Origin of the sequence: Trichococcus shcherbakoviae, from assembly GCF_963666195.1 — a bacterium.
Taxonomy (GTDB): domain Bacteria; phylum Bacillota; class Bacilli; order Lactobacillales; family Aerococcaceae; genus Trichococcus; species Trichococcus shcherbakoviae.
The window spans coordinates 2,107,378-2,132,994 of sequence record NZ_OY762653.1; the positions used below are offsets into that span (position 1 = coordinate 2,107,378).

Here is a 25,617-nt window from a genome sequence, read left to right on the forward strand (position 1 = left end):
TGAAAGCCAAATAGGCTATCACGCGCTTGTTCATTTTTTTATTCAAAATTTATTCAATTTCGCCTTCATCAGCTTCGTCGTAAGCTGGGGAGACCGGACGCTCCACGTACTCCTCTTCGCCGATTTCAAAGACGACACGGCCGTTCATGACATCCGTAACAGCATCCTGGAAACGGCTGATGTCCTCAGCAGGGATGCCGCACAAAAAACAAACCTGGTCGGTGTATTGGGCCTCAATCAGAGTGTAGGGCGACTGCGCCAAGTAATTCTCCAATTTTCCGTATGCGGCATAGGAAACGATGCAGCCGACTTTTGTCTGGAGGCTGCGGACAACGATGCCGATGTCCTTCAGTGCGGTCGACACGGATCGGCTGTATGCGCGGATCAATCCGCCGGCCCCCAACTTTGTCCCGCCGAAATAGCGGGTGACGACGGCTGCGACGTAACGCAGCTCGTTTTTCTTGAGCACTTCCAGCATCGGGACGCCGGCTGTTCCGGATGGCTCGCCGTCGTCATGGGCGCGCTGGATTTCGTTCTGGTCGCCGATCAGGTAAGCGGAACAGTTGTGCGTAGCTTTCCAATGTTCTTTTTTGACGGCTTGGATGAAGTCTTTGGCCTCGTCCTCGGAATGGACACGTTTGAGGCTGCAGATGAAGCGGGAACCCTTGATGATGATTTCTGTAACGCCGCTCTCTGCGATAGTGTGATAGGTTGTCAGCATATCCTTTCCCCTCCAAGTTTTTTTATTCTCATTTTACCACAGAGACGCTCGGATGACAGGCCACGAACAAGGAAAGGGACTTTCCGAACATTTCCATTTGTGGTATTGTTAGATGGAATAGACCAAACGGCCACAGGGGTCGATGGAAAGGTGATCTGCGTGAAAGCTACAGATTTAATCGATGTACTCAAAATGAAAAAAATTGTCGGGAGCTTGGATCCCGCTTTGAATATTGGAAAAATCAGTCAGGATTCCCGCGATATCCAATCGGGGGATCTGTTTATCTGCATCGACGGTACGCAAGTCGATGGCCACAATTACGTTGAGACGGCGGTCGCCAATGGTGCCGGCTTGATTGTCGCCCATAGGGACATTGAAAAAGTGGCAGCATCTGTCCCGGTCGTATATGTTCCGGATACGGGCAAAGCGATGAGTCTGCTTGCGAATCATTATTATGCTTATCCGAGCGAGGCGATGAAAGTCATCGGCGTCACGGGGACAAACGGAAAGACGACGGTAACCTACTTGGTGGAAGCCATCCTGAAGGCGATGGACAAAAAAACCGGCCTGATGGGCACCATCGAAATGCATATCGGCGACGAGGTGCACAAAACGAAAAACACGACGCCAGACAGCATCACGATGCAAAAGGCCCTGCACCTTATGGCTGAGAAGGAGACGGAATACTTCACGCTGGAACTGTCCTCGATCGCTTTGGAAATGGGCAGGGCATGGGGGCTTGATCTAGATGTCGCGATCATGACGAACCTGACGCATGAACATATGGAATTCCATCACACGATGGAAGCCTATGCCGAAGCGAAAAAGCTGCTCTTCTCCCAATTGGGGAACGGCCGCAAAAACGGACGGACGAAAGCGGCGGTACTGAATGCGGATGATGAAACGATCCACAGCTACCGCATCGCTACGGCGGCAGAAGTCATTTCTTACAGCGTGAAGGATGAAACGGCTGATTTCTTCGCAACGGATATCACATACAGCCGGACGCAGACCCGCTTCGATCTGGTCGTAAATGGGGAACGTTATCCGGTCGTGACGAACTTGGTGGGGCTCTTTAATGTCTCCAATACATTGGCTGCGCTGGCGGCTGTTTACGCAGTGGGCATTCCGTTGGAGGATGCAACAAAAGCGGTAGCGTCATTGGCTGGTGTCACCGGCAGATTGGAGATTGTCCCTGGCGCGAGCGACATCGGCGTCTATGTCGACTTTGCCCATTCGCCCGACGCGATGGAAAAAGTATTGAGTGTGGTGCGCGAATTCACCCAAGGCAGAGTCATTTCCGTTTTCGGCGGCGCTGGGGAACGGGAGCATGAAAAACGCCCGATCATGGCCCGCATCGGTACGGAACTTTCCGATTATGTGGTCCTGACGACGGACGATACCGGGAAAGAACCGCAGGAACAGATCATCGCGATGATGCTTGCCGGCATCGAAAAAGACAACTATGAATACATCGAAAACCGCAAGGAAGCCATCCAGCATGCCATCGCCATCGCAGAACCGGGAGATACGGTCATCCTGCTGGGGCGCGGACACGAGGCTGACTACAACGACAGAGGCAGAATGATCCGCCTGTTGGACAGTGAAGTGGCGGCTGAAGCGATTGAATTGCGCAACGAGCGGTTAAGCTAAATAACGAGCAGAAAGTTTGAGGATTTTCCATGAAAATTGCAGTAGTTACGGACAGTACCGCTTATCTGACGGCCGACATACGCCAGCGGCACCATATTCATATGCTGCCATTAGTCGTGAATATCGGAGAAAAATCATATGAAGAAGAAATAGATCTGGTTGCTGAGGATTTTTATGCCTTGATGAAATCATCTGGCGATTTCCCAAAAAGCTCCCAACCAGCAGTGGGTGCCATGCATCAGTTGTATGAAGAATTGGCGAAGGAACATGATGCGATCATCAGCATCCATCTCTCAAGCGGCATCAGCGGCACCTACCAGAATGCTGCCGCTCTAAGCAGGGAATATCCGGAATTCAACATCCATGCCTTCGATTCTGAAATAAGCTGTTATGTGCAGGCCCGCTTCGTCTTGGAGGCTGCAAGGTTGGCTTCTGCCGGCATTGAGCCGGGGCAGATCATGGCGAGATTGGATCATATGAAAAAACGTTCCCACGCTTACTTTATGGTGGACGATCTGATGAACCTGCAGCGCGGCGGCAGATTATCCGGTGGGGCGGCTGTCATCGGCTCCATCATGAAAATCAAACCGGTCTTGCATTTCTCGGACAAAAAGATAGTCGTTTTCGAAAAAATCAGGACCAATGCAAGGGCATTGCGAAGGATCGAAGAACTGTTGGGCCAGACGGTTTCAAAGGCTGATTATCCGATCATCGCAACCGTCATCCATGGCAATATTCCTGAAAAAGGGCAAGATTGGCTGGAGCATCTCCAAGGAAAATTTCCGGACATCCGCTTCGAATTGAGTTATTTCGGCCCTGTCATCGGGACGCATTTGGGTGAGGGTGCGCTGGGGCTGACCTGGACGGAAGACACAGAATTGAGCTATCCGATATAGGCAACAAATATTTGCGGCAATCATACATTCATCTGGAAGGAAGGGCCATTGGGGTCCTGTCCTTCCAGTTTTTTTCTTGGGAAAATTTTTTGAGCTTTTTTATATAAAACGGATTGTGGGGTGCTGTTGTGAGAGTGTTTATCGGCGTCAGATTGCCTGAATCCATCAAAGAACAACTGGGGGCCGTTCAGGAAGAAGTGAAGCGTGCCAGCCTCAAAGGATCATTCACGGATCCGGATAACTTTCATTTGACGATGCGTTTTATCGGGGAAGTGAATCCGGAACAGAAATGTGCGATCGAAACGGCGCTGGCCCGCTGCACACAAGAACAGGGTCCCTTCCAGATTGAAACCGCGGGATTGGGTAATTTTTTTAAAAAAAATAAGTGGATCATCTGGCTGGGCATAAAAGAAAGCAGACAGCTCCATCAAGTCTATGATCAGCTTAACGCGGAACTTTTGGGGGAAGCAACGACAGTCGCGGACGAGGTTGCCTTCATTCCGCACCTTACGCTCGGTCGGGGGATTGTGCTGTCGCAGGAGTGGGAAGATTTATGCAAAGTGCCGCTGCCCTCTGACCAGAAAATCCCGGTCACCGCGCTGACGCTGTTTGAAAGTGTGCGGGTGAACGGAAAGCTGGTTTATCGCCCGATTGCTGATTTCCCGTTCCATGGTCAGACAAGCCGGACGATTTCCAGCAAACAAACAAATCCCTGACCGGAAACAGAAAGCCACCATTCTTCGCATAAACAGCGGAAGAGTGGCGGCTTTTTTTGCGTATGCTATCCAGGGAAGGGGAGGATGGCATGGACGGGAAGGAACTGTACGGCAGGGAGTTGACGAGGAGCGAGTGCCGCAGCGCAGACGAAGCGCTGTTGGCTCTGACTGAGAAGCGGCCCGGTTTGGTCAGCGCAAACGGGAAGTTGACCTGTGCCCGCTGCGGAAACCAAGAAAGGAAAAAGATGCAGGTAGCGCCATGTTCTTGCGGAGCTGCTTGTCAGTATTGCTTGAGTTGCCTGAACATGGGGAAAATCAAAAGCTGCACAATTCTCCATCATCTGCCGGAAACCAACTCGTTCGCATGGCCCCAGGAACCGATTCTGCAATGGAAGGGCCAGTTGTCTTCGGAACAGAATCGTGCATCTGAAGAAATCGTGGGAACGGTCCTTTGTGAAGGGACACGCCTGATCTGGGCCGTTGCCGGTGCCGGGAAGACCGAGATGATTTTTGAAGGGATTGCAGCCTGTTTGGGCAAAGGCGGGAGAGTCTGCCTGGCGTCCCCGCGTGTGGACGTTTGTCTGGAACTGGCCCCACGGATCAAGCAGGCATTCCCGGCCGTCCCTTTGGCTTTGCTCTATGGAGGCAAGGAGGAGGGCTACAGCTACACGCCGCTTGTAATTGCCACTACCCATCAATTGCTGCGTTTCCGGGAAGCGTTCGATCTCCTGATCATCGACGAAATCGACTCTTTCCCATACCACAACGATGCGAGCTTGCAATTCGGGGCGCAAAAATCCAGAAAAAAAGCGAGCGCGCTGGTTTATTTGACGGCAACGCCTTCAGTTGTCATGCAAAATGACATCAAGCGCGGCAAATTGGAAGCGACTGTCTTGCCTGCCCGCTATCACGGCTTTGCGTTGCCCGAACCAGAGTGTCGGTGGGTCGGTGATTGGCGCAAGGCCATCAACAAAAAGAAAACAGCCCGATTCCTTACATTGATCCGAAGGCAGCTCCAAAAGAAGCGACGCTTTCTGCTTTTTTTGCCGCATATCCAACTGATGGAAGAGCTGGACGGATGGTTGAGGGAACTTTTTCCGGACAAGCATTTCACTTGCGTTTCGGCGAGCGACCCTGACCGTGAGGAGAAAGTGAAAAGGATGCGGGCGGAGGAATATGATTTTTTGATGACGACGACCATATTGGAGCGCGGCGTGACTTTCAGGGATATCGATGTGATCGTGCTCGGTGCGGAAGATCGGGTCTTCACGGAAGCCTCGTTGGTGCAGATTGCTGGCAGGGCAGGCAGGCACAAAGACTTTCCGACGGGGTGGGTCTGTTTTGCCCATGCTGGCGAAACGAAAGCCATCCAAGGCGCGGTTCGGCAGATACGCTCGATGAACCGGGATGCTGGAAGAAGGGGGCTGCTGAATGGGCCAGTGTCTGTTTTGCCAAAATGAAATCCGCGAAGTTTTGACTCTCCAGGAGCTTTTCAGCTTCGGGAAAAAAGCTTACGGAACAATCTGCCGATCCTGCGACGAAAAGTTGCCGCGTTTAGTCGCTCAAACGTGCTGCCCGGGCTGCATGCGGCCGCAAGCAACCATTGAGTGGTGCGAGGACTGCCGAAGCTGGACCTGCAGTTATCCGAAACTGCCGATCGCGCATCATGCCTGCTATGCCTATACCGGCATTGTGAAGGACTGGCTGCAACGCTACAAGTTTCAAGGCGATTACCGTCTTGCCGGTGCCTTCACGAATGATCTGCAGGCTTTCCAAAGGGCGCATCCAAAAGGGCTATTCCTCCCGTTGCCGATATCATTAGCCAGTTACGAGGAACGGGGTTTCAACCAATGCGAAGAGATGCTGAAACAGGCAGGAATCTGCTACGTGCAATTCTTGGGAAACCAGCATGCCGGGGGGAAACAATCCGAAAAAAACAGGCAGGAACGACTGCTGACGGCGCAACCATTTTCGTTGCGGGACGGGCACGAAAAATATCTTCAGCAGGAAATAATTCTTTTTGATGACGTCTACACTACCGGAAGAACGCTCTACCACGCGAAAAACCTCCTGTACAAGTATGGCTTCAGATCGGTTCGTTCGATTACGATCGCAAGATAATAAATCATAAACATTGAAATATTAAGGCGCTTACATTATAATGAAGTTAAAGAAACCCCCTATGAGTGGTCCATAGGTGAGGGTTGTCTTTATCTGACAATGCGTCAGACGAAAGGAGAGAGTGCTATGTTTAAGTATAATGTCCGAGGAGAAAATATTGAGGTTACAGAACCGATCCGCAGCTACGCCGAGAAAAAATTAGGCAGACTGGAAAAATACTTTGGCAACGTGCCAGAAACAACTGCGCATGTCAACTTGAAAGTATATCCATTCCCAGCCGAAAAATCTGCTAAGGTGGAAGTTACGGTTCCGCTACCTTTCCTGGTTTTAAGAGCCGAAGAGACTTCCAATGATTTATACGGAAGCATCGATTTGGTCGTGGACAAACTTGAACGCCAAGTCCGTAAGTACAAGACGAAGATTCATCGCAAATCCAGAGAGAGAGGATTTGATATCGGTAACGAGCCGAATCTGATCGAAGAAAAAATGGAAGACGATGAGAATCCGCTTGAAATCGTCCGCACTAAACGTCTTTCCCTCAAACCGATGGACAGTGAAGAAGCTGTATTGCAGATGAATATGCTTGGACACAACTTCTTTATCTTCGAAGATGCTGAAACGAACGGCACAAGTATCGTGTACCGCCGAAAAGACGGCAAATTCGGTCTGATCGAAACCGACTAAATCCGAAAATAACGTCCCCCGCCCTAAACGGCGGGGGGCTTTTTTGAGTGCAGGGGCTGTCACCGGATGCATCGATAAGCATCCGATGCAAGGTTTTGTTGACGGTGAGTAGTTCACATTAATTAAAAGTAATGATAGAATAGTAGAGATAAAAGAATTATTTTTGCAGCAGCAACGAAGAACATATACACGCATACATACCCAGTGAAAATGATTGCTGGAATGAAATCAGACAGCAAGAGGAGATATAGAATGGCCAACTTTTTAAAGAAACTCATCGAGAATGATAAGAAAGAGCTACGTTCCTTGGAAGGAGTAGCGGATAAGGTCATCTCCTACGCGGATCGAATGGCCGCTTTGGATGATGAAGAATTGCGCGAACTGACCGAATCGTACAAAGAACGCTATAAAAAAGGGGAGTCTTTGGATGACCTGCTGCCTGAAGCATTTGCAGTAGTCCGCGAAGGCGCAAAACGCGTCTTGGGGCTGTACCCTTACAAAGTGCAAATTATGGGGGGGCTTACCCTGCATAAAGGCAATATCGCCGAAATGAAGACCGGTGAAGGTAAAACCTTGACCGCGACGATGCCGGTTTACCTGAACGCCTTATCAGGCGAAGGTGTCCACGTTGTCACCGTCAATGAATATTTGGCAAGCCGAGATGCTGTCGAAATGGGTGAATTGTACCGTTTTCTGGGGTTGACTGTTGGTTTGAACACGAACGGCAAGTCTTCGGAAGAAAAAAGAGATGCCTATAACTGCGACATCACCTACAGCACCAATAATGAATTGGGCTTCGATTATTTGCGTGACAATATGGTCGTCTACAAAAATCAAATGGTGCAGCGTCCGCTTAACTTTGCGGTTGTCGATGAGGTAGATTCGATCTTGATCGATGAAGCCCGTACACCATTGATCATTTCCGGACAAGCCGAAAAATCGACAGCACTCTATAACAGAGCCGATTTCTTCATCAAAGGATTGAAAGAGAACGAAGACTATACGATCGATCTGACATCCAAATCGATCGCATTGACGGATGAAGGCATCGAAAAAGCCGAAAAAACGTTCCACTTGCCGAACTTGTACGATGTGGATAATACCCGCTTGGTGCATCATTTGGATCAAGCTTTGCGCGCGAACTTCATCATGCTTCTGGATATCGATTATGTAGTGGAAGACGGAAAAGTAAAAATCGTCGACCAATTCACAGGCCGGATCATGGAAGGACGCCGTTACTCGGACGGACTTCACCAAGCCATCGAAGCGAAAGAGAACGTCGAAATCGAAAATGAATCGAAAACGATGGCTACCATCACTTTCCAGAACTATTTCCGTATGTACAAAAAACTGTCCGGTATGACCGGTACGGCTAAAACGGAAGAAGAAGAATTCCGGGAAATCTACAACATGAATGTCATTTCGATTCCTACAAACAGACCGATCGTCCGTAATGACTTTCCGGATTTGTTGTACCCATCCTTGAAGAGCAAATTTAGGGCTGTCGTCGGCGACATCAAAGAGCGTCATGCCAAAGGACAACCGATCCTTGTCGGTACTGTAGCCGTGGAAACATCTGAGCTGCTTTCGGATATGCTGCGTCAAGAAAATATTCCGCACCAAGTATTGAATGCCAAAAACCATTTCCGGGAAGCTGAAATCATCATCGGTGCGGGTCAACCCGGAGCCGTCACAATCGCCACTAACATGGCCGGTCGTGGTACCGACATCAAGCTGGGTAAAGGCGTCAAGGAATTAGGCGGTCTCTGCGTCATCGGTACCGAACGCCATGAATCACGCCGGATCGACAACCAACTGCGTGGACGTTCCGGACGCCAAGGGGATCCCGGCGAAACGCAATTTTACCTGTCGCTGGAAGATGACTTGATGAGACGTTTCGGATCGGAACGCATCCAGCAAGTCTGGAGCAAATTGAATTTGGATGATGAAGCGGAAGATGTGGTCATCCAAAGCAAAATGCTTTCCAAACAAGTGGAATCCGCCCAGAAACGAGTGGAAGGCAACAACTACGATACCCGTAAAAACGTATTGGAATACGATGAAGTCATGCGCGAACAGCGTGAAATCATTTATGGACAGCGTCTGGAGGTCATCAATGAAACCGAATCGCTGAAGTATGTTGCAACAGCCATGATTAAACGTGCGATTGCGCGTGTGGTCGAAACGCATACCATCGGGGAAAAAACGACTTGGAACCTGCAAGGGATCCGCGATTTTGCCGGAGCTGCCCTCGTGCATCCCGACAGCATCAGCTTGGCCGATCTGGAAGGCAAAACTGCGCATGAAATCGAGGAATATTTGGTGGAACGCGCAATGGAAGTCTACCGGACCAAAGAGTCACAACTGAGTCCAGAACAGATTTTGGAGTTTGAAAAAGTCGTCATACTGCGGGTCGTGGACAGCAAATGGACCGATCACATCGACAATATGGATGAGCTGCGCCAAGGGATCGGCTTGCGTTCATACGCACAGAACAATCCGTTGACAGAGTACCAAACCGAAGGCTATGATCGTTTCCAGGAAATGATTGCCACCATCGACTATGATGTTACCCGTATCGTGATGAAATCAGAAATCCGCCAAAACCTGCAACGACAATCAGTAGGCCAAGGCTCGAACATCATGCCGACGCGTGAGACAGTCGCTTCCCAAACGGAGCAACAGGAACAAGCGCGCAGAGCCCAGATCGCCGCAATGAGAATGCAAAAACTGATGGAAATCCAAAAAGCCAAACAAGCGGCTGAAGCAGCTGGTAAACAAGAGTCGCCTACCGAAGAATAAGCCGGAAGCGACACAAGCAAGCCACACTTCAACCAGCAAAACCGAATCAATCACACACTAATCGGATACAACGCCAATCGAGGAGGGTCGGGATGAAAACAGTAGTTTGTTTTTATCCCGACCCATCCTTCTTTTGTCGAATCTAGGAGGAAATCATATGGAATTAAGTGAAATCAAAGCAATATTGGAAAGTTCAGAAACAAAAATCTCAAGCTTCAGGAGGTCTCTTTGACTTAGATGGCCTGGAGACGGATATCGCGGAATTCGATGATCGCATGCTGGATCCTGAGTTCTGGAACAATGCCGAAGCGGCGCAGGAAGTCATCAACCAATCGAACCAATTAAAGGTAGTCTACAATACGTTCAAGAGTTTGGAAGCGCAGTATGAAGACCTTGAAGTCTTGTATGAAATGGTGAAAGAGGATGAAGATCCGGAATACCTGGAAGAATTGAACGAAAAAACGACAGAATTTACGGAAGCGCTGGAAAAATATGAATTGACGATGCTGTTGAACGGACCGCACGACAAATCCAACGCCATTTTGGAAATCCATCCAGGTGCTGGCGGAACGGAATCACAGGATTGGGGAAGCATGCTTTTCCGCATGTATACACGTTGGGCTGATAAAAAAGGCTTTGACGTGGAGACGCTGGATTATCAAAGCGGGGATGAAGCAGGCATCAAGAGCGTAACGATCCTTATCAAAGGGTTGAATGCTTATGGCTACCTGCGTTCGGAAAGAGGCGTGCACCGTTTGGTCCGCATTTCGCCGTTTGACTCTGCAGGAAGAAGACATACCTCGTTTTGTTCGATCGACGTGATGCCGGAAATAGCTGCGGACGATACGGAGATAGAAGTGAATCCGGATGACATCCGTGTGGACACCTACCGCGCGAGTGGAGCGGGCGGACAGCATATCAACAAAACATCTTCAGCCATTCGGATTACGCACATCCCGACCGGCGTTGTTGTGGCGAGCCAGGCGCAACGTTCCCAATTCCAGAACAGGGACACCGCTATGGGGATGCTGAAGGCCAAACTGTATCAACTGCAAGAGGAAGAGCGCGAAAAAGAACTGGCAGCCATCCGCGGAGAGCAAAAAGAAATCGGTTGGGGTTCGCAGATCCGTTCTTACGTATTCCATCCGTATTCCATGGTCAAGGACCACAGAAGCAGCTATGAAACGGGGAACGTGCAGGCCGTCATGGACGGCGATCTGGACGCCTTTATCGATGCTTATCTGAAAATGACGATGGATCAGGAAGAGCTTTAAGATCCGCAACGAAATGGAAAATGGCCAGACATGAGCACGAATAATGAGGATTCAGCTGGACTTCTGAGAAACTATTGACACATACTTGTAAAGAAACTAAAACAGACATATTTACACAACGTGCTATAATAGGGAAGCATTCTTGCGGCCTCTGAAGCTTTCAGAGCTGCAGCAAGGAAAAAAAGAAAAGACAGGTGATAAAATGATTGAAATGCTGAATGTCTCTAAGAAATACAACAACGGCATTACGGCGGTCAATAATCTGAGCGTGAAGATCGAGCAAGGGGAATTTGTTTATATTGTAGGCCCCAGTGGAGCCGGCAAATCAACCTTTGTCAAAATGATGTACCGCGAAGTAAAACCATCCTCAGGAACAGTTCAAGTAGGCAAATATAATTTAACGACCATGAAGGAAAAGGAAATCCCATTGTTGCGCCGTTTTGTGGGCGTAGTCTTCCAGGATTTCAAACTATTACCGAAACTGACCGTTTATGAAAACATCGCCTACGCGATGGAAGTAGTCGAAAAAAGTCCGAAAGTCATCCAGAAGCGCGTATTGGAAGTGCTTGATTTGGTTGGACTGAAGCACAAAGTCCGGATGTTCCCGAATGAACTTTCTGGTGGGGAGCAGCAACGGATTGCGATTGCGCGTGCGATTGCGAACATGCCAGGCGTCCTGATTGCGGATGAGCCTACAGGTAACTTGGATCCGGATACGTCGATGGAAATCATGCGTATTCTGGAAGAAATCAACAACCAAGGAACAACGATCCTGATGGCAACCCATAACAGCCAAATCGTTAATGACATCAAACACCGTGTATTAGCAATAGAGAATGGCCGTATTGTCCGAGATCAACAAGAAGGAGAATATGGATATGAAATTTAGAACATTTATGAGACACATAAGAGATGCGTTCAAAAGCCTGTTCCGGAATGGCTGGATGTCGATAGCCTCAATCAGTGCGGTGGCGCTGACTTTGCTGCTTGTGGGCTCCTTTACCGGAATTCTCTTGAACGTGAACAAATTGGCTTCAGACGTCGAAAATGATGTAAGTGTAAAAGTTTACATCGATTTGGCGGCTGATCCGGCCGCGCAGGAAGCACTGAAGACGGAACTGGAGAACATCGCCAATGTGGAATCCATCACTTTCTCAAGCAAGGACGAAGAATTGGATAAGATCATCGGCAGCTACGGCGATGAGTTCGACCTGTTCGGTGGGGATGCCAATCCGTTGTATGATGCGTATGTCCTGAATACGACGGCTCCGGAGCAGACGAAAGCGGTAGCTGAAGCAGCATCCGCCATGCAGTATGTCACTCAGGTCGAATACGGCGGTGCCACAGCTGATAAATTGTTCGAGACGATTGCGACGATCCGTACAATCGGGCTCGTCATCATCATCGGCTTGTTGTTGGTTGCCGTATTCCTGATTTCCAACACAATCCGAATCACCATCTTCTCCCGCAGCACGGAGATCGAAATCATGCGTTTGGTGGGCGCAAAAAACAGCTTCATCAGATGGCCTTTCCTGATTGAAGGAGCCATTATCGGATTGATAGGGGCACTGATTCCCATGACTTTCCTCGTGTTCCTTTACCGGTTCATCTTTGATGTGAGTGGGGACTACTTGGCAGGAACAAACTTCGGTCTTTTGACTCCGAATCCATTCCTGGTCTACATCAGTCTTTTGATGGTAGGCATCGGCATCTTTATCGGAGCATTCGGTTCCGTATTCTCGATGCGCCGATTCCTGAAAGTTTAATCAAATTGAGCGTATTCATAAAAGGTTCCAGTCATACAACTGTATGGGTGGAACCTTTTTTTTGTTGCATGAATCAGTGTTCTTGCCCTGAAAATCGACAAGCTGCAATTATTATTTTCGCTCTCGAATATCCCCCAAATCTGGATGGAATCTGCTTTACAGCGGACTTTCTGGCGATTTCCCGTTTGGAAAACACAAATAGTCCGCTGAAATCTGAATTGCCGTTTTCCAACATTTTTAGTATGCTGAAAAGGAAGCGAGCCGATCAGGAAGCTGAGGCGCTCAGAATATGGACATTCGTAAATTACATGGGATGGCATTCGCCAGCCCGGACCCCAAGCGGTCAGAGGAGGACACATGAAAAAGGTTTTGTTAGTGGATGATGAACCATCCATCGTTACATTGTTGGCTTTCAACTTGGAAAAAGACGGCTACGAGGTGACAACTGCCACCGACGGAGCGGAAGGCTACCGTTTGGCCATCTCGAATCCTTTTGACTTCATCATTTTGGATCTGATGCTGCCATCAATGGACGGAATGGATATCTGTAAACGACTGAGACAAGAAAAATTTGATACACCGATCATGATTTTGACAGCGAAGGATGATGAGTTGGAGAAGATCATCGGCCTTGAGTTGGGTGCGGATGACTATATGACGAAGCCATTCAGCCCACGTGAAGTATTGGCAAGGATGAAAGCTATCTTAAGAAGGACAAACAAAGCTGTTCCGGCTGAACCGGTTGCGACTGCCCAACAGGTGCTACCGGAAGATGAGACAGAAAAAATTGAAGTGGGCGAAATCACTATTTTCCCGCAATTATATGAGGTCCATGTTGAAGGAGAATTGATCGAAATAACGCCGAAAGAATTTGAATTGTTGCTTTACATGGCGAAACGCGCCAACCGCATCCTGAGCCGGGAACAGTTGTTGAATGCCATCTGGAATTTTGACTATGCGGGTGAAACGCGCATTGTCGATGTGCACATCAGCCATCTTCGCGAAAAAATCGAAAAAGATACCAAAAATCCGCAATACATCCGTACGGTCCGAGGCTTCGGGTATAAATTCGAGGTAGCTAAGCCATGAAGCAACTGCAATTGCGGATGCTTGCCACATTTGTGCTGATCTTCGCGTTGTTCAGTGTTGCTTTCGGAATATTTCTGGAGACAGTGTTAGGGAATTACACGCGGAATTTGCACAGCGAGCTGCTTGTTGAACAGACTCAAATAGTGGGTACACTGCTCCAAAACAGTGCGGATGGCAGTGATTGGTTTTTTGTTGAAGAAGAACTGGATAAAATCGATGCTTTCACGGAAGACAGGATCACTTTGGTCGATACCGATGGGGTCGTGCTTTATGATTCGCAGATCACTACGGCTGATCTGGAGAATCATCTGCGACGGGAAGAAATTCAGGAAGTCCTATCCGGGGAGCCGTACGGAACGGGGCAAAGAAAAAGCGAAAGCACCAATCAGGAGCTGTATTATGTAGCTGTACCCATCCATGATGAGGAAGGCACCATCGTTGCGGTTATCCGGTTATCCAGACCGCTGAGCGCTTTGACGGTCAGCCAACGCATCGAGCAGTCTCTTTACGTCTTCATCCTATTGGCTTTGGTGGTAGCGTTCATACTCACCTATGCTTTGACGAAACGCATAGGCAGACCGATTGATGCCGTTATGGATGTCGCCAAAAATCTTTCCGACCACCAATATGATGCGCGGTATAAAGGCAAAGGCTTCGGCGATTTCCAGAAATTGGGAGAAACCATCAATGAGCTTGCCGAGAGTCTGGATAATCAAATGAACGAGATCAAGCAAAATGATGAACGGCTTACGGGGTTGATCAACCATCTGGTCATCGGCGTGATGCTGTTGGATGAGAATAAGGAAATCACAATGGTCAATGCGGCTATGCAGGAAATATTGAGCGAAAGCGAAGAATCATTGGTCGGCCAATCCTATGTTGAGGCAGTAAGCAGTTACGGGCTCAGCCATATGATTGAACGAGCTTACACTTACAGAGAACCGCAGAATGACGAAATTTATTTTTACTATCCGAAGGACAGGGTCGTTGATGCCAATATCGTCCCGATCACAAGCAAGAAGCCGGGCGAAATGAATCTGATCGTTCTCCTCTACGACATAAGCGAAATCCGACGGTTGGAAAAAGTCCGTACCGACTTTGTTGCGAATGCATCCCATGAGCTACGGACACCCGTCACAGCCTTGAAAGGATTCGCTGAAACGTTGTTGGACGGTGCAATGGAAGATCCCGTCATCCTGAAGCAATTTTTGGAAATCATCTTGGCCGAAAGTACACGCCTGAACCTTTTGGTGAATGATATATTGGAACTATCGAAGTTGGAACAGCGCCAAGTCCCGCTCGCTCTGCAGGAAGTGAATATTTCCGAAGCGGTGTTGGCGACATTCCAGTTGGTCGATCAAAAAGTCAAAGAAAAGAATATGACGCTGGAATTAGTCGAAAAGGATTACGTCACCTTGCAAACGGATCCGAACCGCTTGAAGCAAATACTGGCGAATCTGATCAACAATGCCGTCGTCTATACGCAAGCCGGAGGGCATATCACGGTCACTGTCGAGAAGACGGCAGAGCAAGTGCGTCTGCACGTTGCCGATAATGGCATCGGGATACCTGAAGCCGATCTGGGAAGAGTTTTTGAACGCTTCTATCGCGTCGACAGAGCGCGGAGCCGCAACTCCGGAGGTACCGGTCTAGGCTTGTCGATCGTGAAGTATCTGGTGGAAAACATGAACGGAACGGTGATTGTGGCAAGCAAGCAGGGGAAAGGGACGACATTCACCGTTACGTTGCCCCTATAGAAATGGACTCAAATACAAAAGCTTTACAGGCGAGAAACGCGTCTGTAGAGCTTTTTTGCTTGCCTTCAGAAGCCCTGTTTACAAAACATTTACAAAAAAGACGGGAACTCAACAAAAACTTTACACGAAACCGCAAGGAAATTAACAAAAGACCGTTAATATTAGGGTTGTGAACAGGCAATGACGTTCAAATAACCTCAACATAAAGGATGGTAAAAAATGAACTTTGGCAAATTATCTAAATTCGCAATGGCTTTAACAATCGGCGCTACATTGGCAGCTTGTGGCAATGGAGATGGCACAACTACAGAAAGCGGTGCGGCAACAGAAAGTACAACTGCAAGCAACAGTATCTTAGTGGATGGATCTTCCACTGTATTCCCGATCATGGAAGCTGTAGCAGAAGAATTTTCAATCGCAAATCCGGACCTCAAAGCTACTATCGGTGTATCCGGTACAGGTGGCGGATTTGAGAAATTCATCGCAGGTGAAACAGACATCAGTAATGCTTCACGTCCGATCAAAGAAGAAGAAATCGCCTTATTGGAAGAAGCAGGCATCGAATATACAGAGTTCCAAATTGCCTTGGATGGCTTGACAGTAGTTGTGAACAGCGATAACGACTGGGTGGATCAATTGACTATTGAAGAATTAGCCATGATCTGGACAGACGGAACTGGCGTAGAAACATGGGCGGATGTCCGTGAAGGCTGGCCAGAAGAGAAAATCGAGTTGTTCAGCCCAGGTACTGACTCAGGAACGTACGATTACTTTGATGAAGTGATCTTGGATGGCGCACAAATCAACAAAGCAGCTTCATTATCTGAAGATGACAATGTCTTGGTACAAGGTGTTTCCGGATCCGCAAATGCTATCGGTTACTTCGGTTATGCATACTTCCTGGAAAACAGTGACATCGTCAAAGCTGTTCCGATCGTAAACGGTGAAGGCGTTGCAGTAACACCTAACGACACGACAGTTCAAGATGGATCGTATGAGCCTCTATCTCGCCCATTGTTCATCTACGTGAAGAACGAGTCATTGCAAAACGAAAATGTCTACGAGTTCACTAAATACACATTGGAAATGGCAGCCAAAATGGCAGCTGAAGTTGGCTATGTAGCACTTCCGGCTGAATCTTATGAAGAAGCTTTGACTACATTGGAAGGCTTGAAATAAACAAAACCAAATAAATAACTAAGGGATGTAAGGGAAGCGAGCGTTTTGCTTCCCTTGCATCTCATCTTTATTAGAGGAGAATCAATATGTCCAAATCTGTCAAAGACTTGATGAACGAAAAAAGTTCACGACAAAAATCTTTGCAATTTACAGAAAAAGCAATGCCTCTTTTTTTTCTGGTCTGTGCGATCATTTCGATCTTGACGACATTCGGGATTGTGTTTACGTTGGCAAAAGAAACATTCACATTTTTCAACGATGTTCCGATCCTGGAATTCCTTACCGGAAAAGAGTGGTATCCTTTTTTCAAAAATGATCCCAGTTTTGGGATTTTGCCGTTATTGAGTGGAACATTCTTGATAGCTGGCGTTGCGATGCTAGTTGCCGTACCACTCGGCCTAGCCTCAGCCATCTATTTGAGCGAATATGCAACCGAACGGACCAGAAAAATCGTCAAGCCGGTTCTGGAGGTTTTGGCCGGAGTTCCTACGGTAGTCTACGGGCTCTTCGCCTTGACATTCGTTACCCCGTTGCTGCAGACGTTTATCCCGAACTTGCCGATATTCAATGCGCTAAGCCCGGGTATTGTCGTGGGGATCATGATCATCCCGCAGATCACGTCGTTATCGGAAGAAGCGATGGGCGCTGTGCCGAATGCAATGCGCGAGGGAGCCTTAGCTTTAGGGGCTACCCGTTTGGAAGTGGCGCTTAAAGTTATTTTGCCAGGTTCCTTGTCGGGAATCATCTCTTCTATCGTATTGGGAATTTCGCGTGCGGTTGGCGAAACGATGATAGTATCCACAGCCGCTGGCTCCACACCTAAATTTACGCTTGATGTAACAGAATCCATCCAGACGATGACTTCCTACATCGTTCAGGTCAGCATGGGGGATGCCACATATGGTTCAACTATCTATTACAGCATCTATGCGGTAGGGATGACCTTGTTCCTCTTCACCTTGCTGATGAACCTGTTGGCGAATTATGTGTCTCGTCGTTTTAGGGAGGAATATTGATGAAATTAGTAGAAAAGAACAACAAAAGAATCAACAACCGGCTGATGCTGAATAACGTATTCAAGGGACTCTTTTTTCTGGCTACCTTTTTTGGCATCGTCGTCTTGGCCATCCTGGTCATGCGGATCGTTTCGCAAGGCGCCAGCTATCTTGATTGGGATTTCTTGAGCAATTATGCATCAAGAAAAGCGGAAGATGCCGGCATCAAGGCTGCCATCTATGGGACCGTCTGGATTATGGCCATAGTCGCTCCAGTATCACTCGTTCTGGGTGTCGGAACGGCGATCTATCTTGAGGAATATGCTCCCGATAATAAATTTACGCACTTCATCGAGTTGAATATTTCAAATCTTTCCGGCGTTCCGTCCATTGTTTTCGGGCTCTTGGGGCTGACTGTATTCGTCCGCTTGCTTGAAATGGGCCGAAGCGTACTGGCGGGTGGCTTGACCATGAGCTTGATGATTTTGCCTGTAATCGTAGTTTCCAGCCAAGAAGCGATTCGCGCCATTCCAAAGGAACAATATGAGGCCTCTTATGCGATGGGTGCCACCAAATGGCAGACAATCCGGACGGTCGTTCTTCCGGCAGCTGTGCCCGGCATCCTTACCGGATCGATATTGGCTCTTTCAAGGGCGGTCGGGGAGACTGCACCGCTATTGATGATCGGAGCGATGACATTTATCGCTTATGTTCCGGAAAGCATCTTATCCGGGTTCACGGCAATGCCGATCCAAATCTTCAACTGGGCAGGACGTCCCCAGGAAGAATTCCAGGCAGTCGCTGCAGCAGGAAGTATTGTATTGATGCTTATGTTGGTCATCATGAACTCACTGGCGATCTATATCCGCAATAAATTCTCGAAGCGTTATTAAAATAGGAGGGTACTCATTTGAATCCAGAAGTGAGCTTAAAAGATAAAAAAATGATTTACAGCGTGAAAGATTTCAACTTATGGTATGGAGATACACACGCCCTGAAAAACATCCAACTTGATATCCCAACGAAAGAAGTCACGGCGATCATCGGACCATCCGGATGCGGCAAGTCCACTTTCATCAAAACCTTGAACCGGATGGTCGAGTTGGTTCCGAGCGTAAAAATGACGGGATCGATCAATTACAACGGACAAAACATTTTTGATCCAAGATACAAAGTGGAACAGCTGCGTACGGATGTGGGGATGGTCTTCCAAAAACCGAACCCTTTCCCAAAATCGATCTATGAAAATATCGCATACGGGCCTAAAATCCATGGCATCAAAGATAAAACCATTTTGGACGAGATTGTTGAAAAAAGTTTGAAAGGTGCAGCGCTTTGGGATGAAGTAAAAGATCGTCTGAAGCAGAATGCCTTTGGGTTATCCGGTGGGCAACAACAACGTTTGTGCATCGCCAGGAGTCTGGCGGTGGAACCGGAAGTCCTTTTGATGGATGAGCCGACTTCCGCATTGGACCCGATTTCGACGTCCAAAGTCGAAGAACTTATCCAGACTTTGAAAAAAGATTACAGCATCATCATCGTTACCCACAATATGCAACAGGCAGCCCGGATTTCGGACCAAACGGCCTTCTTTTTAAATGGAGAAGTGGTAGAATATGATAAGACGGAAATCATTTACTCCAATCCGAATGACAAACGCACAGATGATTATATCTCTGGCAAATTCGGGTAAGACTGGGCTATAATGGGATAAGAGATGCACTGTGATGCATAATGACATGTAACAGGGGGCGAAAAGATGAGAAAGATTTTTGAAGAAGAATTGCAGGATTTGCACGTACTTTTCTCTGAAATGGGGAAAATGGTGAATGAAGCAATCTACATATCTGTTAAAGGTTTTGTGAATCATGATAAAGAGCTTGCTGCGGAAGTGATAGCGAGTGATATCGCCATCAACCAAAGAGAAGCGGAAATCGAGAAAAGATGCTTTGAATTGATCGCGTTACATCAGCCAGTCACTGGCAACCTCCGCAGAATCGTTACCATCATGAAGGCATGCGCGGATCTGGAGCGTATGGCAGACCACGCCGTCAGTATTGCGAAGTCGACTATCCGTGTTAAAGGGAACAAGCGCAATTCCGATATCGAAGCAGTGATAGCTGGGCAATCGGACAAAGTGAAAGTCATGGTGGAGGAAGTCCTTACCGCCTACATCAAAACGGACATCGAAAAAGCCAAGGAAGTTGCCCTGAGCGACAAATTGGTCGATAAGGATGCCGAGCATATCTATGAACGCGCCATCGAAGAGATGAAGCTTGATCCGGAACTTGTTCTGGGAGCGACAGATTACATCATGGTCGCCGGCTATCTCGAGCGGATCGGTGATTACGTGACAAATATTTGTGAGTGGATCATTTATTTGGGGACAGGGAAGATCATCGAATTGAACACAAACAACAAATTCGAAGACTGACAGATTTATGGATGCAGGGTGAGAAAAGATGAAGCCAGGAAGAACACGCAATCGAACCCGATTGCGCGGCATCTTCCCGGCTTTTTTTGTGCATGTTTGAATAACGGCAGTCAAATGAAGGACATTGAAAACACTCATGAAAATGTAATATATATTTCTGCACCAGATATAAGACAAGCGTTCCGCCGATTTGTTATAATATGGATAATCATAGAGTAAATTTACAGAAAAATAACGTAAAATCAACGTTACAATGTTCCATCAATAAAATATATGGTGGATTTACATAAAATTTACAAAAGAGATACGAAACATTTACAAACATTCGTTACGATGGATAAGTATGTGTTCAAGGTTAATACATGGGAGGTACACAATGAAATTAAGATATGTTTCAGCCATAGTCAGTCTTGCTGCTGTCTTTGCGCTATCTGCCTGCGGTCCTGTAGTCGATGAGGAATCCATCACCGCGGTAGGCTCTTCTGCGCTGCAACCGTTAGTCGAGGCCGCTGGGGAACAGTTCAGTGCGGAGAACCTCGGGAAATTCGTCAATGTCCAGGGCGGCGGTACCGGAACTGGCTTGAGCCAAATTGCCGCAGGTGCGGTCGACATCGGCAATTCGGATATTTTTGCCGAAGAGAGGGAAGGGATCGATGCCAGCCAATTGGTGGACCACCGTGTCGCCATCGTCGGCATAACGCCTATCGTGACGCCGGGTGTCGGTGTAACGGATCTTTCCATGGAAGAGTTGCGCGGCATCTTTACCGGCAAATACAGCAATTGGTCCGAATTGGGCGGAAAGAATCTGCCGATCGTCGTATTGAACCGCGCGAAGGGCAGTGGAACCAGAGCGACATTCGATAAATGGGTTCTGGCCGGAGAAGAAAGCATCATCACCCAAGAGCAGGAATCCAACGGAACCGTCCGTCAGATTGTTGCTTCAACACCAGGCACCATCAGCTATGTATCGTTCTCCTACGTCAATGAAGATGTCGAGGCGCTTTCCATAGATGGGGTGAAGCCGACACCAGAGAACGTTACAACCAACGAATGGGTCATTTGGGCATATGAACATATGTACACGAATGGCGAACCTACGGGATTGACGAAAGAATTCCTGGATTACATGCTGTCGGAGGACGTCCAAGGGAATCTGATTGAAGCGTTGGGATACATTCCTTCGACGCAAATGAAGGTCGATAGGGACATTGAAGGAAACGTAACACCGATCGAATAACAGCAACTGAAATATCATTGTGATGAGAGGTTGCCGCCTTTTCGGAGGACGGCGCCTTTCGTTGCGGCTCAAAGTTTAAGAGGAGGGTTTCTCTTGGAAATGACACCAGGAAACTTAATGAAAAAGTCAAGTAAACGCAGATTGGAATCATTTGGACGCACCATCAGTCTGATCAGCACGGCAGTCATCGTCTTCATCGTGCTGTCCATTCTATATTTTGTCACCAGCAAAGGGATATCCACCTTTGTTACGGATGGCGTATCGCTAGGGGATTTTTTGACGAAAAGCATCTGGAACCCCGGTACCGTCGCTGATGACGGCACCCCGTTGGTCGGCGCCTTGCCGATGATCGCTGGCTCATTTTTGGTCACTTTGATTTCCGCAGCCTTGGCGACACCGTTCGCCATAGCTGCAGCCTTGTTCATGACGGAAATTTCACCGAAATCCGGGAAAAAAATCTTGCAGCCGGTCATCGAACTGTTGGTTGGTATTCCGTCTGTCGTATATGGATTCATCGGCTTGACGGTCGTCGTGCCGTTTGTCCGCTCGCTGTTCGGCGGTACCGGCTTCGGTATTCTTTCTTCCACCTTGGTCCTGTTCGTCATGATTTTGCCGACCGTGACCAGCATGTCAGTGGATGCGTTGAACGCAGTCCCCCGTCATTACCGGGAAGCTTCCCTTGCTATGGGAGGGACGCGCTGGCAGACCATCTATAAGGTGGTTTTGCGGGCAGCTACCCCAGGCCTTATGACTGCGGTCGTTTTCGGTATGGCGCGTGCGTTCGGAGAAGCCTTGGCTGTTCAGATGGTCATCGGGAATGCGACTTTGATGCCGAACAGCCTGGTGACGCCGGCTTCGACATTGACAAGTATTTTGACGATGAGCATGGGGAACACCGTGATGGGAACCCTGGAAAACAATGTCCTCTGGTCATTGGCGACCATCCTCCTGTTGATGGCTCTATTCTTCAATATTTTGACACGCTACATCGGTAAGAAAGGAGCCGTTAAAAAATGAACATGAATCCCAAAAAAGTAGACAAATTTATGGTCGGCCTGATTTATTTATTTTCCGGAACGATCATCCTTATCTTGGCAAGTCTACTGCTCTTTATTCTATGGCGCGGCCTGCCCCAGTTCTCATGGGAATTTTTGACGGCTCCGGCAAAATCCTTTCAGGTAGGCGGCGGAATCGGAGTGCAGTTATTCAATTCCTTTTACCTATTGGTCCTGACGCTGCTGATCAGCACGCCTCTTGCACTGGGAGCGGCGATTTACCTTTCGGAATATGCACCTCAGAATTGGTTTACTGACATCATCCGTACTGCTATCGAAGTTTTGAGTTCATTGCCGTCAGTTGTGGTCGGTCTCTTTGGATTTCTGATCTTCGTCATCCAGTATGGTTTTGGCTTCTCGATCCTTTCGGGAGCCTTGTCCCTGACCATCTTCAATCTGCCGCTTTTGACGCGCACGATCGAAGATTCCTTGCGGGCGATCCCGTCTTCCCAACGTGAAGCTGGATTGGCGTTGGGGCTTTCCCGTTGGGAGACAGTGACGCTGATCATTCTGCCGGCTGCTTTGCCGGGTATTCTGACCGGGATGATTTTGGCTGCGGGCCGTATTTTCGGTGAAGCAGCCGCACTGATCTATACAGCCGGGCAGAGCGCGCCGGCTTTGGATTTCACAAACTGGAATCCGCAATCCATCACAAGTCCGTTGAATATTTTCCGGCCTGCCGAGACATTGGCTGTGCACATCTGGAAAATCAACAGTGAAGGCGTGAAACCGGATGGGGCGCAAGTATCTGCGGGTGCCTCAGCAGTACTGGTGTTGGCTGTGCTTATCTTCAATCTGGCCGCCAGAAGTTTGGGCAGAAGATTGCAGAAGAAGGCCACTTCAGCATAGAACCGGAAAATTGACTTGAAGGAGGGACCCTTGATGGGAAATGAAAAAACACTGGAAACGAATATCATCCGGATGCGTCCTGAGGCTGAAGTTGCCTTGAAGACAAATGATCTGCACGTTCATTATGGCGATTTTGAAGCAATCAAAGGCGTTTCCATGGAATTTGAAAAGAATAAAATCACCTCGCTGATCGGACCGAGCGGGTGCGGGAAATCGACTTATCTTCGTTCATTGAACCGGATGAACGATACTGTTCCCGGAGCAAAGGTGACTGGGGAAATCATTTACCAAGGCATCGATGTCAACGTGCCTGAAGTCGATGTGTTCGAAATGCGGAAAAATATCGGGATGGTATTCCAAAGACCGAATCCTTTCAGCAAATCGATTTATGAGAACATCGCTTTTGCATTGAGAAGACACGGCATGAAAGACAAGGCGGCATTGGATGAAATCGTCGAAACCAGCCTGAAACAAGCTGCCCTTTGGGACCAAGTGAAGGACCAGTTGAACAAAAGCGCCTTAGCACTCTCTGGTGGACAACAGCAGCGTCTCTGCATCGCACGAGCGATCGCACTGAAACCGGATATCCTACTTTTGGATGAACCTGCCAGCGCGTTGGATCCGATATCGACTTCTCAAGTCGAAGAAACCTTGCTGGAGTTGAAGGAAAAGTATACGATCATCATTGTTACACACAATATGCAACAAGCATCGCGGATCAGTGACTATACGGCGTTCTTCTATTTGGGCAATGTCATTGAATATGATGAGACCAGAAAAATCTTTACCCGTCCGAAGATTCAACAGACGGAAGATTATGTTTCTGGGCATTTCGGCTAGGAGGAAAGCAACGTGAACAGCACAAAACCCATTATTGAAACGCGTGATGTACATTTATATTACGGAAAGAACGAAGCGTTGAAGGGCATTTCGCTTGATTTTCATAAAAAAGAAATCACGGCTTTGATCGGGCCGAGCGGATGCGGCAAGTCCACTTACTTAAGGACCCTTAATCGCATGAACGACCTGATTCCGGATGTGACGGTCACCGGGAAAATCAGTTTCAATGATCAGGATATCTACAGTCCGCAGATGGACACTGTAGAGTTGCGGAAAAAGGTCGGCATGGTTTTCCAACAACCGAACCCATTCCCGTTTTCGGTATTCGACAACGTAGCATATGGCTTACGCATCGCCGGGATGAAGGACAAGGAAAAAATCGCCCGGATTGTGGAAGAAAGCCTGAAGAAAGCAGCTGTCTGGGATGATGTCAAAGATAAATTGGATCAGAGCGCCTTATCTTTGTCAGGTGGCCAGCAGCAACGTGTCTGCATCGCCCGGGTCTTGGCGATTGAACCGGAAGTCATTTTGTTGGATGAACCGACGAGCGCGTTGGATCCGATTTCCAGTGCTCAGATCGAACGGATGCTTATGGAATTGAAAAACGAGTATACGATGATCATTGTTACGCACAATATGCAACAAGCATCGCGGATTTCGGATAATACTGCCTTTTTCTTGAGTGGAGAATTGATTGAATTCGGTGAAACGAGCCAAATCTTCACGAATCCAAAGAAAAAACAAACGGAAGATTATATTTCTGGACGTTTCGGCTGAGCCGTTGCATAATGAAAGATATTTACAAAGGGGTTGGTTTGTGATGAGACGAGTGTTTGAAGAGGAATTAAAGAGTTTGCACGCTCACTTTTTGAAGATGGGTGTGTTGGTCAATGAAGCGATCCAGAAATCAGTGGATGCTTTCGTCACGCACGATAAGGAACTGGCGCAGCAAGTCATAGATGAAGATGCAGCCATCAATGCACTGGAGAATGAGTTGGAGCTCGAATGTTTCGAATTGATAGCTTTGCAACAGCCGGTCACCACGGACTTGCGCAAAATCGTAACCGTGATGAAAGCCAGTGCGGATTTGGAACGCATCGGCGATCATGCAGTCAGTATCGCAAAATCGACTATCAAAGTGAAGGGCAAAAAGCATGATGCCGATATCGAAACGGCCATCGCGGAGACAGCTTTGAAGGTCATGGGCATGGTCAAGGAAGTCCTGGATGCCTATGTAGTCCTCGATGTCGAACGCGCGCGGGAAATTGCGGCGCGGGATACGGAAATCGATGCTGCTGCCAAAAATATCTATGAAAACTGCATCGAACAAATGAAACAAGATCCAGAGATTATTTTGGGTGGAACAAACTACATGCGTATTTCGACTTATTTGGAAAGAATAGGCGATTATGTAACGAATATCTCCGAGTGGATCATTTACTTGGATTCCGGAGAAGTCGTAGAATTGAATGTCCACCATAAAATTTAATGAGAAGAGCGTTGTGATGCCGAAAGGTGCCACAACGTTTTTTGTTTTCCGGGCCCTTTC

24 protein-coding genes are annotated in these 25,617 nt (G+C 48.1%); 23 read left to right on the forward strand and 1 reads right to left on the reverse strand.

The window, feature by feature from the left end; translation table 11 throughout:
* Positions 1 to 49 precede the first annotated feature (49 nt).
* Positions 50 to 721, reverse strand: coding sequence for a YigZ family protein (locus tag ACKPBX_RS10095; RefSeq protein WP_319995277.1), 672 nt, complete (start codon positions 719 to 721; stop codon positions 50 to 52).
* A gap of 159 nt (positions 722 to 880) precedes the next feature.
* On the opposite strand from ACKPBX_RS10095, the gene ACKPBX_RS10100 reads away from it, so the two are divergent.
* The 23 genes from ACKPBX_RS10100 to phoU (ACKPBX_RS10210) all read left to right on the forward strand — a co-directional run bounded on the left by ACKPBX_RS10100 (position 881) and on the right by phoU (ACKPBX_RS10210) (position 25,557).
* Positions 881 to 2,374 carry a UDP-N-acetylmuramoyl-L-alanyl-D-glutamate--2,6-diaminopimelate ligase gene (locus tag ACKPBX_RS10100; protein WP_319995278.1) on the forward strand — a complete coding sequence of 498 codons (1,494 nt, stop codon included), beginning with the start codon at positions 881 to 883 and terminating at the stop codon, positions 2,372 to 2,374.
* 29 nt (positions 2,375 to 2,403) lie between these two features.
* Positions 2,404 to 3,270: a fatty acid kinase binding subunit FakB gene (locus ACKPBX_RS10105; protein WP_119093855.1), complete on the forward strand. Its 867-nt coding sequence runs from the start codon at positions 2,404 to 2,406 to the stop codon at positions 3,268 to 3,270.
* 128 nt (positions 3,271 to 3,398) lie between these two features.
* A complete protein-coding gene (gene thpR, locus ACKPBX_RS10110; RefSeq protein WP_160117121.1) occupies positions 3,399 to 3,986 on the forward strand; it encodes an RNA 2',3'-cyclic phosphodiesterase in 588 nt (195 codons plus the stop codon).
* 89 nt (positions 3,987 to 4,075) lie between these two features.
* Positions 4,076 to 5,446: an ATP-dependent helicase ComFA gene (locus ACKPBX_RS10115; protein ID WP_140186891.1), complete on the forward strand. Its 1,371-nt coding sequence runs from the start codon at positions 4,076 to 4,078 to the stop codon at positions 5,444 to 5,446.
* Positions 5,418 to 6,107, forward strand: a complete 690-nt coding sequence (locus ACKPBX_RS10120) for a ComF family protein (protein WP_319995279.1) — start codon at positions 5,418 to 5,420, stop codon at positions 6,105 to 6,107. Before ACKPBX_RS10115 ends, ACKPBX_RS10120 begins: the two co-directional genes overlap by 29 nt.
* A 126-nt stretch (positions 6,108 to 6,233) precedes the next feature.
* On the forward strand, positions 6,234 to 6,791 hold the full coding sequence (hpf, locus tag ACKPBX_RS10125) for a ribosome hibernation-promoting factor, HPF/YfiA family (RefSeq protein ID WP_086629408.1): 558 nt from the start codon (positions 6,234 to 6,236) through the stop codon (positions 6,789 to 6,791).
* 252 nt (positions 6,792 to 7,043) lie between these two features.
* Positions 7,044 to 9,593: a preprotein translocase subunit SecA gene (secA, locus tag ACKPBX_RS10130; RefSeq protein ID WP_086629406.1), complete on the forward strand. Its 2,550-nt coding sequence runs from the start codon at positions 7,044 to 7,046 to the stop codon at positions 9,591 to 9,593.
* A 157-nt stretch (positions 9,594 to 9,750) separates the two neighbouring features.
* A protein-coding gene (gene prfB, locus ACKPBX_RS10135; protein WP_119093859.1) for a peptide chain release factor 2 occupies positions 9,751 to 10,867 on the forward strand; the annotation gives its coding sequence in 2 pieces (ribosomal slippage) (positions 9,751 to 9,822 and positions 9,824 to 10,867; 1,116 coding nt in all).
* Positions 10,868 to 11,069: 202 nt separating this feature from the next.
* Positions 11,070 to 11,756, forward strand: a complete 687-nt coding sequence (gene ftsE, locus ACKPBX_RS10140) for a cell division ATP-binding protein FtsE (RefSeq protein WP_086629500.1) — start codon at positions 11,070 to 11,072, stop codon at positions 11,754 to 11,756.
* Positions 11,746 to 12,633 carry a permease-like cell division protein FtsX gene (gene ftsX / locus ACKPBX_RS10145; RefSeq protein ID WP_086629402.1) on the forward strand — a complete coding sequence of 296 codons (888 nt, stop codon included), beginning with the start codon at positions 11,746 to 11,748 and terminating at the stop codon, positions 12,631 to 12,633. The genes ftsE and ftsX overlap by 11 nt, the downstream gene beginning before the upstream one ends.
* A gap of 357 nt (positions 12,634 to 12,990) precedes the next feature.
* Positions 12,991 to 13,722, forward strand: a complete 732-nt coding sequence (locus tag ACKPBX_RS10150) for a response regulator transcription factor (protein ID WP_119093860.1) — start codon at positions 12,991 to 12,993, stop codon at positions 13,720 to 13,722.
* The gene (gene pnpS, locus ACKPBX_RS10155) at positions 13,719 to 15,479 is read left to right on the forward strand and encodes a two-component system histidine kinase PnpS (RefSeq protein ID WP_319995280.1); all 1,761 of its coding nucleotides are present in this window, start codon (positions 13,719 to 13,721) and stop codon (positions 15,477 to 15,479) included. The genes ACKPBX_RS10150 and pnpS overlap by 4 nt, the downstream gene beginning before the upstream one ends.
* 219 nt (positions 15,480 to 15,698) lie before the next feature.
* Complete coding sequence (locus tag ACKPBX_RS10160; protein WP_319995281.1) at positions 15,699 to 16,658, forward strand: PstS family phosphate ABC transporter substrate-binding protein; 960 nt, start codon at positions 15,699 to 15,701, stop codon at positions 16,656 to 16,658.
* Positions 16,659 to 16,744: 86 nt separating this feature from the next.
* The gene (gene pstC / locus ACKPBX_RS10165) at positions 16,745 to 17,674 is read left to right on the forward strand and encodes a phosphate ABC transporter permease subunit PstC (RefSeq protein ID WP_086629396.1); all 930 of its coding nucleotides are present in this window, start codon (positions 16,745 to 16,747) and stop codon (positions 17,672 to 17,674) included.
* On the forward strand, positions 17,674 to 18,546 hold the full coding sequence (gene pstA, locus ACKPBX_RS10170) for a phosphate ABC transporter permease PstA (RefSeq protein WP_319995282.1): 873 nt from the start codon (positions 17,674 to 17,676) through the stop codon (positions 18,544 to 18,546). The genes pstC (ACKPBX_RS10165) and pstA (ACKPBX_RS10170) overlap by 1 nt, the downstream gene beginning before the upstream one ends.
* Positions 18,547 to 18,596: 50 nt before the next feature.
* Complete coding sequence (pstB, locus tag ACKPBX_RS10175; RefSeq protein ID WP_086629497.1) at positions 18,597 to 19,346, forward strand: phosphate ABC transporter ATP-binding protein PstB; 750 nt, start codon at positions 18,597 to 18,599, stop codon at positions 19,344 to 19,346.
* Between the two features lie 66 nt (positions 19,347 to 19,412).
* Positions 19,413 to 20,087 (forward strand): phosphate signaling complex protein PhoU, encoded by a 675-nt coding sequence (gene phoU / locus ACKPBX_RS10180; protein WP_086629392.1) that lies wholly within the window; start codon positions 19,413 to 19,415, stop codon positions 20,085 to 20,087.
* A gap of 376 nt (positions 20,088 to 20,463) precedes the next feature.
* A complete protein-coding gene (locus ACKPBX_RS10185) occupies positions 20,464 to 21,324 on the forward strand; it encodes a phosphate ABC transporter substrate-binding protein PstS family protein (RefSeq protein ID WP_119093862.1) in 861 nt (286 codons plus the stop codon).
* A 99-nt stretch (positions 21,325 to 21,423) separates the two neighbouring features.
* A complete protein-coding gene (gene pstC / locus ACKPBX_RS10190) occupies positions 21,424 to 22,341 on the forward strand; it encodes a phosphate ABC transporter permease subunit PstC (RefSeq protein ID WP_086629495.1) in 918 nt (305 codons plus the stop codon).
* Positions 22,342 to 22,343: 2 nt separating this feature from the next.
* Positions 22,344 to 23,228 (forward strand): phosphate ABC transporter permease PstA, encoded by an 885-nt coding sequence (gene pstA / locus ACKPBX_RS10195; protein ID WP_119093904.1) that lies wholly within the window; start codon positions 22,344 to 22,346, stop codon positions 23,226 to 23,228.
* 33 nt (positions 23,229 to 23,261) lie between these two features.
* Entirely contained in the window at positions 23,262 to 24,068 is an 807-nt protein-coding gene (gene pstB, locus ACKPBX_RS10200; protein ID WP_119093863.1) for a phosphate ABC transporter ATP-binding protein PstB, read from the forward strand.
* 12 nt (positions 24,069 to 24,080) lie between these two features.
* Positions 24,081 to 24,845 (forward strand): phosphate ABC transporter ATP-binding protein PstB, encoded by a 765-nt coding sequence (gene pstB, locus ACKPBX_RS10205; protein ID WP_086629386.1) that lies wholly within the window; start codon positions 24,081 to 24,083, stop codon positions 24,843 to 24,845.
* A gap of 43 nt (positions 24,846 to 24,888) precedes the next feature.
* A complete protein-coding gene (gene phoU / locus ACKPBX_RS10210; RefSeq protein ID WP_086629384.1) occupies positions 24,889 to 25,557 on the forward strand; it encodes a phosphate signaling complex protein PhoU in 669 nt (222 codons plus the stop codon).
* Positions 25,558 to 25,617 lie beyond the last annotated feature (60 nt).

Bases quoted from the DNA above. Each gene is read 5' to 3' on its own strand.
- ftsE (WP_086629500.1), top strand. From the start codon at position 11,070: ATGATTGAAATGCTGAATGTCTCTAAGAAATACAACAACGGCATTACG.
- ftsX (WP_086629402.1), top strand. From the start codon at position 11,746: ATGAAATTTAGAACATTTATGAGACACATAAGAGATGCGTTCAAAAGC.
- ACKPBX_RS10105 (WP_119093855.1), top strand. From the start codon at position 2,404: ATGAAAATTGCAGTAGTTACGGACAGTACCGCTTATCTGACGGCCGAC.
- ACKPBX_RS10095 (WP_319995277.1), bottom strand. From the start codon at position 721: ATGCTGACAACCTATCACACTATCGCAGAGAGCGGCGTTACAGAAATC.
- phoU (WP_086629392.1), top strand. From the start codon at position 19,413: ATGAGAAAGATTTTTGAAGAAGAATTGCAGGATTTGCACGTACTTTTC.
- ACKPBX_RS10160 (WP_319995281.1), top strand. From the start codon at position 15,699: ATGAACTTTGGCAAATTATCTAAATTCGCAATGGCTTTAACAATCGGC.
- secA (WP_086629406.1), top strand. From the start codon at position 7,044: ATGGCCAACTTTTTAAAGAAACTCATCGAGAATGATAAGAAAGAGCTA.
- pstB (WP_086629497.1), top strand. From the start codon at position 18,597: ATGATTTACAGCGTGAAAGATTTCAACTTATGGTATGGAGATACACAC.
- phoU (WP_086629384.1), top strand. From the start codon at position 24,889: ATGAGACGAGTGTTTGAAGAGGAATTAAAGAGTTTGCACGCTCACTTT.
- ACKPBX_RS10150 (WP_119093860.1), top strand. From the start codon at position 12,991: ATGAAAAAGGTTTTGTTAGTGGATGATGAACCATCCATCGTTACATTG.
- hpf (WP_086629408.1), top strand. From the start codon at position 6,234: ATGTTTAAGTATAATGTCCGAGGAGAAAATATTGAGGTTACAGAACCG.
- pstA (WP_119093904.1), top strand. From the start codon at position 22,344: ATGAATCCCAAAAAAGTAGACAAATTTATGGTCGGCCTGATTTATTTA.
- ACKPBX_RS10115 (WP_140186891.1), top strand. From the start codon at position 4,076: ATGGACGGGAAGGAACTGTACGGCAGGGAGTTGACGAGGAGCGAGTGC.
- ACKPBX_RS10120 (WP_319995279.1), top strand. From the start codon at position 5,418: ATGGGCCAGTGTCTGTTTTGCCAAAATGAAATCCGCGAAGTTTTGACT.
- pstB (WP_119093863.1), top strand. From the start codon at position 23,262: ATGGGAAATGAAAAAACACTGGAAACGAATATCATCCGGATGCGTCCT.
- pstC (WP_086629495.1), top strand. From the start codon at position 21,424: ATGACACCAGGAAACTTAATGAAAAAGTCAAGTAAACGCAGATTGGAA.
- pstC (WP_086629396.1), top strand. From the start codon at position 16,745: ATGTCCAAATCTGTCAAAGACTTGATGAACGAAAAAAGTTCACGACAA.
- pnpS (WP_319995280.1), top strand. From the start codon at position 13,719: ATGAAGCAACTGCAATTGCGGATGCTTGCCACATTTGTGCTGATCTTC.
- ACKPBX_RS10185 (WP_119093862.1), top strand. From the start codon at position 20,464: ATGAAATTAAGATATGTTTCAGCCATAGTCAGTCTTGCTGCTGTCTTT.
- pstA (WP_319995282.1), top strand. From the start codon at position 17,674: ATGAAATTAGTAGAAAAGAACAACAAAAGAATCAACAACCGGCTGATG.